At 74.0% G+C, this 13,405-nt stretch carries 12 protein-coding genes; 8 read left to right on the plus strand and 4 right to left on the minus strand.

All coding sequences use genetic code 11. The features are described 5' to 3' along the window. Positions 1-85: 85 nt before the first annotated feature. Positions 86-904, minus strand: coding sequence for an SAM-dependent methyltransferase (locus tag ACFYW7_RS16430; RefSeq protein WP_389502542.1), 819 nt, complete (start codon positions 902-904; stop codon positions 86-88). 300 nt (positions 905-1,204) lie between these two features. Between ACFYW7_RS16430 and ACFYW7_RS16435 the strand changes: the two genes are divergently transcribed. The 5 genes from ACFYW7_RS16435 to ACFYW7_RS16455 all read left to right on the plus strand — a co-directional run bounded on the left by ACFYW7_RS16435 (position 1,205) and on the right by ACFYW7_RS16455 (position 6,790). Next, positions 1,205-1,450, plus strand: a complete 246-nt coding sequence (locus tag ACFYW7_RS16435) for a hypothetical protein (protein ID WP_389502544.1) — start codon at positions 1,205-1,207, stop codon at positions 1,448-1,450. 207 nt (positions 1,451-1,657) lie between these two features. Next, on the plus strand, positions 1,658-2,971 hold the full coding sequence (locus ACFYW7_RS16440) for a DUF692 domain-containing protein (protein WP_389502753.1): 1,314 nt from the start codon (positions 1,658-1,660) through the stop codon (positions 2,969-2,971). A gap of 303 nt (positions 2,972-3,274) precedes the next feature. Further along, positions 3,275-4,042, plus strand: coding sequence for a DUF4142 domain-containing protein (locus tag ACFYW7_RS16445; RefSeq protein WP_389502546.1), 768 nt, complete (start codon positions 3,275-3,277; stop codon positions 4,040-4,042). A gap of 126 nt (positions 4,043-4,168) precedes the next feature. Then, positions 4,169-4,966, plus strand: a complete 798-nt coding sequence (locus tag ACFYW7_RS16450) for a TIGR04222 domain-containing membrane protein (RefSeq protein WP_389502548.1) — start codon at positions 4,169-4,171, stop codon at positions 4,964-4,966. 120 nt (positions 4,967-5,086) lie between these two features. Continuing rightward, complete coding sequence (locus tag ACFYW7_RS16455) at positions 5,087-6,790, plus strand: alpha/beta hydrolase (RefSeq protein WP_389502550.1); 1,704 nt, start codon at positions 5,087-5,089, stop codon at positions 6,788-6,790. Positions 6,791-6,851: 61 nt separating this feature from the next. Here the strand turns inward: ACFYW7_RS16455 and hemQ are convergent, their stop codons facing one another. Next, on the minus strand, positions 6,852-7,583 hold the full coding sequence (gene hemQ / locus ACFYW7_RS16460; RefSeq protein ID WP_389502553.1) for a hydrogen peroxide-dependent heme synthase: 732 nt from the start codon (positions 7,581-7,583) through the stop codon (positions 6,852-6,854). Positions 7,584-7,587: 4 nt separating this feature from the next. Then, on the minus strand, positions 7,588-9,078 hold the full coding sequence (hemG, locus tag ACFYW7_RS16465) for a protoporphyrinogen oxidase (RefSeq protein ID WP_389502556.1): 1,491 nt from the start codon (positions 9,076-9,078) through the stop codon (positions 7,588-7,590). A 276-nt stretch (positions 9,079-9,354) separates the two neighbouring features. Here hemG and ACFYW7_RS16470 point away from each other — a divergent pair, with 276 nt between their 5' ends. Together ACFYW7_RS16470 and ACFYW7_RS16475 are read left to right on the plus strand one after the other, a co-directional pair. Continuing rightward, positions 9,355-10,395: a DUF4349 domain-containing protein gene (locus ACFYW7_RS16470; protein ID WP_389502558.1), complete on the plus strand. Its 1,041-nt coding sequence runs from the start codon at positions 9,355-9,357 to the stop codon at positions 10,393-10,395. 27 nt (positions 10,396-10,422) lie between these two features. Beyond that, on the plus strand, positions 10,423-11,850 hold the full coding sequence (locus tag ACFYW7_RS16475; protein ID WP_389502560.1) for an FAD-dependent oxidoreductase: 1,428 nt from the start codon (positions 10,423-10,425) through the stop codon (positions 11,848-11,850). Between the two features lie 163 nt (positions 11,851-12,013). Here the strand turns inward: ACFYW7_RS16475 and ACFYW7_RS16480 are convergent, their stop codons facing one another. Continuing rightward, positions 12,014-12,346, minus strand: a complete 333-nt coding sequence (locus ACFYW7_RS16480; protein WP_389502562.1) for a hypothetical protein — start codon at positions 12,344-12,346, stop codon at positions 12,014-12,016. 188 nt (positions 12,347-12,534) lie between these two features. On the opposite strand from ACFYW7_RS16480, the gene ACFYW7_RS16485 reads away from it, so the two are divergent. Beyond that, a complete protein-coding gene (locus tag ACFYW7_RS16485) occupies positions 12,535-13,356 on the plus strand; it encodes a rhomboid family intramembrane serine protease (protein WP_389502564.1) in 822 nt (273 codons plus the stop codon). Positions 13,357-13,405: the final 49 nt, after the last annotated feature.

Below are 13,405 nucleotides of genomic sequence, written 5' to 3' on the forward strand. Positions count from 1 at the left end.
GGCCGGGGGCGCGCCCCCCGGCGGGGGGGGGGGGGGGCGCCCCGCCCCCCCCCCCCACCGCGGTGCGTGAAGTCGTGGCGCCCTTCTAGCGGATGCGGCCGACGCCGCCGAACTCGATCCACTCCTGAGTGAGTTGGCGCGCCACCACTTCGGTGTCCGGCCGCCAGGTGGAGACCTCCACCAGTCCGGGGTCGAGGATGTCCATGCCGTCGAAGTACTCCGCCACGTCCTTCTCCTGGCGCACCCGGCCCCAGTGGCCCTGCGTCGCGGTGTCCATGAAGTCGGTGACGAACTTCCGGACTTCGGGGTCCTCGCTGACCAACTGGCACATCACCATGAAGCTGCCGGGTGCCAGCCGTTCGGCGACACGGCGGATCACGGAGACGGGCCCGTCGGTCTCGCTGTCCGGGATGCAGTGGAAGACCGAGTTGAACAGCACGGCCACCGGCTGCGAGAGGTCGATCAGCCGCTCGGTGTCGGGATGGGAGAAGATCTTCTCGGTGTCGCGCAGGTCCGCGTGGATGACGGCCGTGCGGTCGTTCTGATCCAGCAGGGCCCGGCCGTGGACCAGGACCATCGGGTCACTGTCGACGTACACGACCCGGGAGGTCTCGTCGACGCCCTGGGCGACCTGGTGCACGTTGTTCTGGGTGGGCAGGCCGGACCCGTGGTCGAGGAACTGCCGGATTCCGTACCCGCCGGCCAGCGTCCCGACCACCCGCTGGAGGAAGCGCCGGTTGTTCAGGGCCAGCGCGCGCGTGCTGGGCACGACCTTGTCCAGTTCCTCGCAGGCCGCCCGGTCGGCGGCGTAGTTGTCCTTGCCGCCCAGGTAGTGGTCGTACATGCGCGCCGCCGTGGGCACCGTGGCGTCGATCGATGTGGACAACTGCTGGTCAGGCTGCATCGTTCCCGTTCCCCCAGATCCGTGCCGCGCCAACCGGACTGGCCCGACCGACAATACATATTAGAGAAACGGAAGTTGGCCTTACCAGCCCTCGAACGAAGGACTTGGAGAACGCGCCCCCCTCCTGTCACTTCCGCCCTCCCGGCGCCGCCGACCCGGCGACCCGGCCACCCACTCCCGTTCGGCCGTCGCCCGGCCGTTCGACCGCTCCCCGGTCCAGCGCCGTCGTCCGGCGCGTCCGGTCGGCCGGCGCGCAGGGGCGCCGCGCTCGTCCTGGTCGGCACCGGTCCGCTCCGCCCCGTGCGACGCGGCCCGGCGGACCGCCGCGCCGACCGGGCTACGCTCGGCATCCGTCTCGCACTGTCCGGCTCCGTCCTCGAAGCGGCGGCGGCCGCCGCCCGCCGTGTCCCGGCCGACCCCGCCGCCAGGGGGCCGGACCTCGCGTTCGGGCCGACGCTGGACGTACCGTCCGGGTCGGACCCCCTGTCCGAGGCGTTACGGCTGCTGGGCCGCGACCCGGACGCATGGCCTTCGGCGCGCCGGTGACGCCCCGGCGCGGTTCCTCGAAGCTGGGCGAGATCCCCGGCAGTCTCCCGAAACCTCAAATGTTGCTCTGAACGTCGTCTCCGGTGGGTTCGGCCCCGGCTCCCGGGGCCATCACAGGGGCACGCCGGAACACGGGCCGTCGTGAGGGGACGACACGCAGGCAGGCCCGGTCGAGGTCGTGACCGAGGAGGGGACATGGGCGAGCCGATGCGGCTGGGTACGGGAATCGGGTGGCGGCCGGAGATCGCCGAGGCCGTGGAGCGCATGCCCGGCATCGACTGGGTCGAGGCCGTGGCGGAGAACGTGTGCCCCGGTCACCTCCCGGAGTCGCTGCTGCGGCTGCGCGAGCGGGGTGTCACGGTGGTGCCGCACGGGGTCTCGCTGGGCCTGGGCGGAGCCGACCGCCCCGACGAGTCCCGGCTCACCGCGCTCGCCGAACGCGCCGAGGCACTGGGCTCCCCGCTCGTCACGGAGCACATCGCGTTCGTACGGGCGGGCGGCCCGCTCACCGCGTCGCCGCTTCTGGAGGCCGGGCACCTGCTGCCGGTCCCGCGCACCCGGGACGCGCTGGACGTCCTGTGCGAGAACATCCGGGTCGCCCAGGCGGCCCTGCCCGTCCCCCTCGCGGTGGAGAACATCGCCGCGCTGATCTCCTGGCCCGGCGAGGAGATGACCGAGGGGCAGTTCCTCTACGACCTGGTCGACCGCACCGGCGTCCGGCTCCTCATCGACGTGGCCAACCTGCACACGAACCACGTCAACCGCGGCGAGGACCCCGCGAAGGCCCTCGACGAACTCCCGGTCGAGGCCATCGCCTACGTCCACGTGGCCGGCGGCTTCGAACGCGACGGCGTCTGGCACGACAGCCACGCCCACCCCGTTCCCCGGCCCGTTCTCGACATCCTCGCGGACCTGGCCTCGCGGGTGACCCCGCCGGGGGTCCTCCTCGAACGGGACGAGGACTTCCCCGAACCGGCCGAGCTGGAGCGCGAACTGACGGCGATCCGGGAGACGCTGGAGCGGGCGGGGAGTCCGGCCGGTACCGGCGGGCCGGGCACGACCGCGCCGGTGGGCGGCCCGGCGGTCCCGGGCTCCGGCCCCGCCGCGGACGCCGCCCGGCAGCGGCTGGCACTGGGGCAGACCGCGCTGCTGTCCGCGCTCGTCGCGGGGACCCCCGTGCCCGAGGGGTTCGACCGCGTCCGGCTCGGGGTGCAGGCGCGCGCGCTCGCCGGCAAGCGGGCGGACGTCGTGGCGAAGGTGGCTCCGGAGCTGCCGGAGATCCTGGCGGCCGGCTACCGGCCCGCGTTCCTCGCGTACGCGCAGCGGCATCCGATGACCGGCGGGTACCGGCGCGACGCCCTGGACTTCGCCGAGCGGCTGCTGCTCACGGGGCTCCCCGAGGGCGCGGACACCCGGCGGCTGCGCGACTGGTGGCTGGAGCGGTCGGGTCCGGCCCCGCTGTCACGGCGCCCCGTGGCACGACTGGCCCGCGCCACGCGCAGGGCGCTGCTCGGCCAGTGAACGCGCCGCCCGGTTCCCTCCACCGGCGCCGCCACGGAGCGCTCGCGCGGGCCCGACGACACCCCGGGCCGCGCCGTTTCCGCGAAGTGTGCCCGGAGTAACACCCCTTCTTGTGAAGGTGGCGTGCGCGTCCGTTTGCTGGGGGTTCAGGGCGGTCTGACGCGCGCTCGGACTACCGCGATCGGCACCTTCCTCCCTCCGCTCGATCGGATCCTCCCGTACGGCAGTCGGCGTAGCGGCCGCAGTAGCATGCCCACCCGCACGCGAAGCGCATTAGCGTGCGGTGCCGCAACAGGAGGCACCATGCGATCCATCAACCGCACCGGATCGGTCAGTGGCACAGGGCTCGTCGTCGCCGCCCTCCTGGCGACGCTGGTCGCGCTGGCCTTCCCGATCTGGTCGTACGCGGACCGCGCCGGCACCGGTCTGGACTCCCTGAACGCGCAGAGCGTGCCGACCCGGTTCGGCCCGTTGTCGGCCCTGGACCGGGAGTTCGTCACCAAGGTGCGGCAGGCCGGGCTCTGGGAGCTGCCCGCGGGCCAGCAGGCCCAGGAACGCGGCACCACCGGGGCCGTACGGACGGCCGGCGAGCACCTCATCGAAGGGCACACGTTCCTGGACGCCCGGGTCCGCAACGTCGCCGCGCGGCTGGGCCTGGAGCTGCCCAACCAGCCCAGTCCGCAGCAGCGTCAGTGGCTGGACACGTTGAACGCGGCCCACGGCACGGAGTACGACCGGGACTTCGCGAACCTCCTGCGCGCGGCGCACGGCAAGGTCTTCGCCGTGGTCGCCCAGGTCCGCGCGAACACCCGCAACTCGCTCGTACGCGATCTCGCGGACGACGCGAACACCACCGTGCTCGACCACATCAAGGTCCTGGAGGCGACCGGCTACGTGGACTTCGACGCGCTGGCCCGGGACGCCGCGACCTCCGTCCCGGCCCCGCTCACCGCCTCCCCCGCGCCGCCCGGCCCGACGTCGTCGCCGCGCCCGCCGGTCCCGGTGACCGCGTCCCCGGGCCATCCGCTCCCACCTGCGGCCTCGCGCCCCAACCCGAGCACGACTCCATGAGGGTGCGTCAGAACGTCCGCCCGGCGCGCGACACCCACGAACCGGAACGTCTCATACCTGCAACGCTCCGTCCCGCACGGGGAACAGGGCTTGGCGTCCACCCGTCCCTTCGCATAGAAAAACGCCATGTTCTGGGTTCTTCTCCTGCTCCTGGCCTGGGTGGCGGCCGGCGTCTCCTGCACCCGCCTCTGTCTGGCCGCCGTCCACGCCGCGACGGCCGACACCGACGCGCCGCGCGGCCACGACCTCACGCTGTACGAGGCGGCCTTCCTGTCCGGCGGCCCGGCCCGGGTGGCCGATCTGACCCTGGTGTCGATGGCCCGGCAGCGTCGGCTGCTGCTCGCGCACACCGGCTGGGCGACGGTGGTGGACCCGCGCGGGCGCGACGACATGGAGCGCTCGGTCATCCGGGCCATCGGTCCGGAGGGCCAGTCCCGGATAGCGCCGGTGCGGGCGGCCGCGGCCGCCGCGGACTCGGTACGCCGTCTCGCCGACCGCCTGGTCGCGGCGGGCCTCGCCGTCCCCGACGGCGCCCGCACCACCGTCGCGGAGGGCGTCCGCCACGTCCGGGCCGCCGCCGTCGCGGTCCTCGCACTGGCCGTCGTGGCCCTGCTGCTGCCGTCCCAGGCCGCCGGGAGCGGGGTCCCGGTGGCCGTCTGGTTCGCCCTCCCGTTCATCCTGACGGTGAGCTGTCTCGCCATCGCCCGGTTCGAGGCGCACCCCTGCACCCGTTGGGCCTCCCCCGCCGGGCAACGGCTGCTGGGCACCCTGGCCCGGCACCCGGGCGAATCCGCGGACGACCGTACGTACCTCACCTCCGTGGCCGTGCGCGGCGTTCGCGCGGTCGGCGAGCCGGAGGTGCGCGCCGCCCTGGCGCACCGGGACCGCGGCGCCTGGCCGCAGGGGGCTCACGAGGGGGGCTGACGAGCCGCCAGGGGGGCGCATCGGGGTCATTGGCGCCGACACCGGCGGCCGGTGCTTTACTTCGCCAACTGCCCGACGAAACATCCTTTTTGTCGCTGCCGCGCGCTGAAGGGATTCGCGATGAGAGCTGCCGTCCTCCACGGAACCGCAGGGTCCTTGCTCCTGACGGGCCTCGTCGCCGCTCCGGCGGGTGGTACACCGGCCTGGCCCGGCGGCGCCGGTTCCGCGGAGGCGCGCGGTACCGCCGTCGCCGCCCAGCGCGCCGCGGCCGCCGGCATCCGCTTCGGCAAGTGCCCCGAGGTGGAACGCCTGCCGGGCAGCCTCCGGTGCGGCACGGTCACGGTGCCCCTCGACTACGCGCTCCCGGACGGCAAGCGGATCAAACTGACCGTCAGCCGCGTCAAGGCCACCGGCAAGGACCCGCACAACCCGAAGCGGAAGGTGCCGCGCCAGGGTGCCCTCGTCTACAACCCCGGTGGTCCGGGCGCCTCCGGCATGTACTTCCCGCTGATCGGGATGCTCCCCGAGTGGAAGCCGATCGGGGCGGCGTACGACCTCGTCGGCTACGCCCCGCGCGGCGTCGACCGCTCCGCGCCGCTCTCCTGCCGGGACCCGAAGCGCCGGCCGAAGACGTCGCTGCAGTCGCCCACGTTCCCGTCCGAGGCGTACAAGCGGGAACGGATCGCGGAGGCGAAGGCGTACGCCCGCGGCTGCGCCCTCCGTTCGGGATCCGCCCTGCGCCACTACAACTCGCTCAACAACGCCCGCGACCTGGACGTGCTGCGCGCCGCGCTCGGGGAGCCGAGGCTGACCTTCATGGGCGCGTCGTACGGGACGTACTACGGCTCGCTGTACGCGACGCTGTTCCCCTCGCACGTCCGCCGGATGGTGTTCGACTCGGCGGTGAACCCCGACCCCGGGAAGGTCTGGTACGGGAACAACCTCGACCAGTCGGCCGCCTTCGAGGTCCGCTGGGCGGACTTCCGCGCGTGGATGGCCCGGCACCACAAGGTGTACGGGCTCGGCCGGACGCCCGAGGAGGTGCTCCGTTCCTACGAGAGGGCGCGGGAGCGGCTCGGGGCCTCGCCCGCGGGCGGCACGGTGGGACCCGCGCAGTTGCAGGGCGCGTTCCTGCAGGCCGGGTACTTCGACGACTACTGGCCGCAGCGCGCGCTGGCGCTGTCGGCCTATCTGAAGGGTGACGCGAAGCCGCTGATCCAGGTGGCGGGACCGCATCCGGAGGCGGCCGCCGAGCAGGAGAACGGCAACGCGGTCTACACGGCCGTGGAGTGCAACGACGCGCCCTGGCCGACCGACTGGCGCGTCTGGGACCGCGACAACACCCGGCTCGCGCAGGTCGCGCCGTTCGAGACCTGGGACAACGTGTGGCTGAACCTGCCGTGCGCGTACTGGTCCGCGCCGCGCCAGAAGCCGCTCGACGTGCGGACGCTGCCCGGGGAACTGCCGCCGACCCTGATCCTGGCCGCCGAACGGGACGCGGCGACGCCGTACGAGGGCGCCCGGGAGTTGCAGCGGCGGCTGTGGGGCTCGGTGCTGGTCACCGAGAACGGCGCCGGCACCCACGGGATCGGGGGCGGCCCCAACAAGTGCGTGAACGGCTACCTGAACGCCTACCTGCTGGAGGGCAGGCTCCCCGAGCGGAGCGCGGCGTGCGCGCCGCACGCCGCGCCGAAGCCGCAGCCACCGGCCGGTGACACACGGAGCGGCGGGACCCCCGAGGACGCCAAGAGCGGCGCGGGCGCCGTGTCGTCGAAGACCTCCGGGCCCGCCGGCACCACGAAGGCGGTCCGGCAGGCTCCCTGACGGCGATCACGTGGAGCGAAGGCGGGCGTCCTCCCGAGGGCGCCCGCCTTCGTCGTGCGGGTCAGGCGAGGCCGGCGACCAGTTCGGCGAGGTCCTTGCGGCGGCCGGTGTAGAACGGGACCTCTTCGCGGACGTGCATCCGGGCCTCGGAGGCGCGCAGGTGGCGCATGAGGTCGACGATGCGGTACAGCTCGTCGGCCTCGAAGGCGAGGATCCACTCGTAGTCGCCGAGCGAGAACGAGGCGACCGTGTTCGCGCGCACGTCGGGGTAGCCGCGGGCCATCTTGCCGTGGTCCGCGAGCATCCGGCGGCGGTCCTCGTCGGCCAGCAGGTACCAGTCGTAGGAGCGCACGAAGGGGTAGACGCTGACGTAGTCGCGGGGCGTCTCGTCGGCGAGGAACGCCGGGATGTGCGAGCGGTTGAACTCGGCGGGCCGGTGCAGCGCCATGTTCGACCAGACCGGCTCCAGGGAGCGGCCCAGCTTCGTCCGGCGGAAGAGGTTGTACGCCTCCTGGAGCTGGTCGGCGGTCTCGGCGTGCCACCAGATCATGAGGTCGGCGTCGGCGCGCAGCCCCGACACGTCGTAGGTCCCGCGCACGGTGACGTCCTTCGCGGCGAGCTGGTCGAACAGCTCCTGGACCTCGTCGGCGTAACCGGCGCGGTCCTCGGGCAGCACGTCCTTCAGCCGGAAGACGGACCACAGGGTGTAGCGGATGGTCTCGTTGAGGTCCTTGGCCAGCTTGCCCTTGTTCGGGACCCTGCCGGACTCGGTGGTGGGGGCGTCGTCACTCATGGGGCTATTCTCCCGCTCCGCCGTGCAGGCTCTGCACCGGGGCGGCGCGCAGCGCGTCGAGGCCCTCGGTGTCGCCGCGGAGGCCGTCCACGGCCGCGTACGCGGACGCGATGCAGGCGGGGATCCCGACGCCGTCGTAGGCCGCGCCGCACACCACGAGGCCCGGGAGCCTTCCGACGTGGTCGCGGACGCGGGCCACGCGCGCGTGGTGACCGACGGGGTACTGGGGCAGTCCGTCGTCCCAGCGGGTCACGAGGGTCTCCACGGGGTCGGTGTCGAGCCCGGTCGCCTCGCGCAGATCGTGCCGGGACACCCGGACCAGGTCGGCGTCGGGCCGGCCGAGCACCTCCGTCTCGCCGTGGCGTCCGACGGAGGTGCGCAGGACCGTCAGGCCGGGGTTCCGGTCGGCGATCCAGCCCCACTTCCGGGAGGCGAAGGTGGCCGCCTTGATGGTGTGGCCGTCGACCGGCGGCACCAGGAAGCCGCTTCCCTCGGGGAGGGTGATGTCGGCGCTGCGGTAGGCGAGGGTCACCAGGGCCATCGACGCGTACTCCACGGCGGCCAGTTCGTCGGCGGCGGCGGGCGACTCGGCCCGCAGCAGCGCGGCGGCGGCCGGGGCGGGCAGCGCGAGGACGACGGCGTCGGCGTCCAGGACACGGTCCCCGGCGACGACGCGCCAGGCCGCGCGCGGCCGTCCACCGGTGGCCGGATCGGCCGCGGCGGTCCTGCGCAGCGCGGTCACCGGTGTCCCGGTGAGGATCTCGCCGCCGCGCGCCGTCACGGACTCGGCCACGGCGAGCGGCAGTCGGCCCACCCCGCCGTCGATGCCCATGAACACCGGGCCGGTCTGCCCGGCGGTGGCGGCCTTGGCCTGGATCTCGCGGACCGCCTCCGTGAGGGACGTGTGGCCGCGGGCGGCGGCGTACAGCTGGGGGACGGCGAGCCGCAGCGAGATGCGGTAGGCGTCGCCCGCGTACACGCCGCCGAGGAGGGGTTCGACGAGTCGGTCGACGACCTCGCGGCCGAGGCGTGCCGCCACGTACTCGCCCACGGCGATGTCGTCGCCCACCTCGGTGCGCGGCAGGTCCGCGTCCCGCTCGACGCGGCGCAGCCCCTCGTCGGAGAGGACCCCGGCGAGGGCGGAGGCGGTGCCGGGAACGCCCATGACGTGCCCCTTGGGCATGGGGATCAGGGCACCGCGGTTCCACAGGGAGGCCGTCGCGGTGGCGGGCGCCTGGAGGCGGTCGCCGAGTCCGACCTCGCGGGCGAGGTCCACGGCTTCCGGGCGGCGCGCCAGCATCGACTCGGCGCCGAGGTCCACGCGCGCGCCCGCGATCTCGCCGGGCAGCAGCTTGCCGCCGACGCGGTCCGACGCCTCCAGCACGGTGACGCGGGCGCCGCCCCCCAGGAGGCGGTGGGCGGCGGCCAGTCCCGCGATCCCCCCGCCGACGACGACGACGTGTCCCGAACCCGTGGAAGTGTCCTCTTCGCGCATGTCTCCACCCTCTCAGACTCCGCCGACGCCCCCGGAGGGGAGCCCGGTGTCCCGCGCGAGTCCGGACCGTGACCGCATCGGGACCGGAACACCCCAACGTCTCGTGCCGGTCCGGCGTCGAAGAAGCGTCAGTCGTCAAGACCTTGGGGGTAGGCCCGCATGCTCACACGCAGTTCCGGACGTCCGGCACGAGAGGTGCCGTCCGTCCCACCCATCTCACCCGCCCCGCCCGCTCCGTCCGTACGCACGGCCCGCCCGGCCCGGTTCATGGCGGGGATGTTCCTCGTCACCGCCCTCGCACTGGCGGGATGCGGTGCCGGCGACGCCGACGACTCGACGGGCGGCAGCGACAGGGGCTTCGCCCAGGACGCCGGGGACGCGAAGGCCGGCCCCGCGGAGCAGGCGGACTCGGGGGCGGCCGGGAGCGACGGCTCGGGCGGACGCAAGGCCGCCCCGCCCAAGGTGACCGTGAACCGCATCATCCGCACGGCCTCCCTGACCGTCGAGGTCAAGGAGGTGCCCGCGGCGCTGGACGACGCCCGGACCACCACCGAGAACGCCGGCGGCTACGTCGGCAACGAGACCACCACCCGCGACGGCAGGGGCCACGAGCGCACCCGCGTCGTCCTGCGGGTGCCCACCGAGCGGTACGACCAGGTGCTGGCCGATCTGGAGGGCACCGGCAAGGTGGTCGAGCGGACGGCCAAGGCGCAGGACGTCACCGACCAGGTCGTGGACGTGGAGAGCCGCCTCAAGTCGCAGCGCGCCAGCGTGATCCGGGTCCGCGAGCTGATGGACAAGGCGACCAAGCTCAGTGACGTGGTCGCTCTGGAAGGGGAGTTGAGCAGTCGGCAGGCCGACCTCGAGTCGCTGCTCGCCCAGCAGGCGTCGCTGAAGGACCGTACGAGCCTGGCCACGATCACTCTCTCGCTGTCCGAGACCCCGGTGAAGAAGGCCGCGAAGGAGGACGCGGACCCGGGCTTCCTGGACGCGCTCTCGGGCGGCTGGCACGTGCTGGTCACCGTGGTGCGCTGGCTGGCCCTGGCGATCGGCGCGCTCCTGCCCTTCGCGGCGGTCCTCGCCGTGATCGTCGCTGTCTGGACGTGGGTGGTGCGCCCCCGGCTGTCCCGCCGCCCGTCCCCGGCCGTCGCCCCGGCTCCGGTCCCGTCCCCGGCCCCGGCGGTCGCCCCGGGTCCGGCCGCCCCCGTTCCGGGCGCCCGTCCGGCTTCCGAGCCCGCCCCGGGAAGCGGGGGCGCGCCGCCGAAGGCCGCTCCGTCCCACCGCGGCGGGTCCGCGGAGCACGCCGAGGAGGAGTGAAGTGCCGGGCCCCCGTAGCGTGTTCGTATGAGTGTGATTCATGCGAGCGGCAGCGGCGGGGCCCGGGAACGACTGGTCGTCATCGGCGGTGACGCGGCGGGCATGTCCGCCGCGTCACAGGCGCGCCGACTGCGTGGTCCCGACGAGTTGGAGATCGTGGCGTTCGAACGGGGCCACTTCTCGTCGTACTCGGCGTGCGGCATCCCGTACTGGGTGGGGGGCGACGTCCCCGAACGCGACCGGCTGATCGCGCGGACGCCCGAGGAGCACCGGGGGCGCGCCATCGATCTGCGGATGCGTACGGAGGTCACGGAGATCGACGTCGCGGGCGCCCGGGTGCGTTCGCGGGAGCTGGACACCGGGGCCGAGGCGTGGACGTCGTACGACAGGCTCGTGATCGCGACCGGCGCGCGCCCGATCCGCCCCGATCTGCCGGGCATCGACGCGCCGGGCGTGCACGGCGTGCAGACCCTGGACGACGGGCAGGCCCTGCTCGACACCCTGGCGGCGGCCGGGGGCGGGCGCGCCGTGGTCGTCGGCGCGGGATACATCGGCGTGGAGATGGCCGAGGCCCTCGTGAAACGCGGGTTCGAGGTGACGGTCGTCAACCGCGGCAAGGAGCCCATGTCCACGCTCGACCCGGACATGGGCCGGCTGGTGCACACGGCCATGGAGGGCATGGGCATCACCATGGTCGACGACGCCGAGGTCATCCGGGTGCTCACCGACGACGAGGGGGCCTCCCCCGGGGGAGGGCGGGTCCGCGCGGTCGTCACGAAGGACGCCACGTACCCGGCGGACGTGGTGGTGCTCGGCATCGGGGTGCGCCCCGAGACGACGCTGGCCCGGGCGGCGGGACTGCCGCTGGGCGAACACGGCGGGCTGCTCACCGACCTGGCGATGCGGGTGCGCGGGCACGAGAACATCTGGGCGGGCGGCGACTGCGTGGAGGTCCTCGACCTGGTATCCGGCCGGGAACGGCACATCGCGCTGGGGACGCACGCGAACAAGCACGGGCAGGTGATCGGCTCCAACGTGGCCGGCGGGTACGCCACGTTCCCCGGTGTCGTCGGGACCGCGGTGAGCAAGGTCTGCGACCTGGAGATCGCCCGCACCGGGCTGCGCGAGAAGGACGCGCGGCGGGCCGGGCTGCGGTTCGAGGCGGTCACCGTCGAGTCGACCAGCCGGGCGGGCTACTACCCGGACGCCGCCCTCATGACGGTGAAGATGCTCGCGGAGCGCCGCACGGGGCGGCTGCTCGGCGTGCAGATCGTCGGCCGGGAGGGCGCGGCGAAGCGCGTGGACATCGCGGCCGTGGCGCTGACCGCGCGGATGACGGTGGAACAGATGACGGCGCTGGACCTGGGCTACGCGCCGCCCTTCTCACCGGTCTGGGACCCCGTCCTGGTGGCGGCCCGCAAGGCCGCGGCGAAGGTGCGCGACGGCGCCCCGTGAGAGACCCGGGAGAGCGGGGTGGCGGGGAGACCGGTCGCCGGGCGGGTGCGCGCCCGGTCGCCGGCCCGCGGCGGCCGGGGCGTCCGGACGGCGGCGGCCGGGGCGTCCGGACGGCGGCGGCCGGGGCGTCCGGACGGCGGCGGCCGGGGCGTCCGGACGGCGGCTAGGCCGACTCGTGCCCCGCGGTTCCGTTGATGCGGTCGATCGTCTGCCGGGTCTGCTCCGCGGGCGGCCGGGGCGGCAGCGAGGAGACCGAGGCCGCCGGGGTGACCGGGGGCGACGTCTGGGCGGGCTTCGCGTGCGCCGCGGAGCGGTTGGAACGCAGCCGATGGCTGACGGCCTCGTCCAGGGTCACGGGCCGCTGCAACCGGGCCGCGAGGCGTCCCGCCTCCTGGCCGAGCGTGGCGACGTCCTCCCAGGGGAGGTGCAGCACCAGGGCGATCTCCGCCTCGCCGTCGGGAAGGGCCTGCATCGGAGGAGTTGTCCGGTCGCTCATCGCCTGTCCTCACGTCTTCACGTCGTCGCGTCGAACCCGCGTCGCGGCGCGGGCGGTTGAGGATTCATACGGCCGTGGGGGCGGGTGTGTTCAGTGGGGCGCCGCATCGGCCGCCGGGCCCGACGCATCGTCCTCCCGGAGCCCGGTGGGCACGGATTCGCCCGGCACATCGGGGGCAGTACTTCCTCGTGGTCATTCCCGTCCATGACGTGAACCCGGTGCGGCGCACGCCCTATGCGACCTACGCGCTGATCGCCGCCAATGTCCTCGTGTTCCTCTACACCCCCGGCCTCGCGGGCTCGGTGGCCGGGGACAGCGCACTGTCGCAGCTGTGTCATCTGCACGCGTTCCTGGACCACTACGCCGCCGTACCGCAGGAACTGATCCACCATCGGATGCCCACGGTGGTGCCGACCGGTGAGGTCGGCGGCGGCGGGCCGCACGGGGCGGGGTGCGTGGTGGGCCCGCCGCACTACGACAAGTCGCCGCCCCTGTCGGTGTTCACGGCCATGTTCCTGCACGGGAGCTGGCTGCACCTGCTGGGCAACATGCTCTTCCTGCTGATCTTCGGCAACAACATCGAGGACCGCCTCGGACACGTGCGGTTCACGCTGTTCTACGGGGTGTGCGGTTTCGCGGCGGCGTACGGCTTCGCGCTGGTCAACGCGGAGTCGGGCGATCCGCTGATCGGCGCCTCCGGGGCGATCGCCGGGGTCCTCGGCGCCTATCTGGTGCTGTATCCGAGGGCCAGGGTCTGGGTGCTGGTCCCGTTCCTGGTGTTCCTGCCGCTGCGGCTGCCCGCGTGGCTCGTGCTGGGCTTCTGGTTCGTTCTCCAGGCGGCGTACTCGTCCGGCGCGGCCGTGCCCGCCGCGAGCACCGTGGCGTACGCGTCGCACGTGGTCGGCTTCCTCGCCGGCATGCTGCTGGCCTGGCCGCTGCGCCCCGGCACCCCGCCACCGCCCGAACCGCGCCGCCTGCTCTGGGGCAGACAGGCGCGGCACGGCTGGTGATCCGGGGGACGCGGAACCGGCCGAGGACCCGCTTCCGGCTGTTCCGGCG

It is taken from the genome of Streptomyces sp. NPDC002580 (genome assembly GCF_042889485.1).
Classification (GTDB): domain Bacteria; phylum Actinomycetota; class Actinomycetes; order Streptomycetales; family Streptomycetaceae; genus Streptomyces.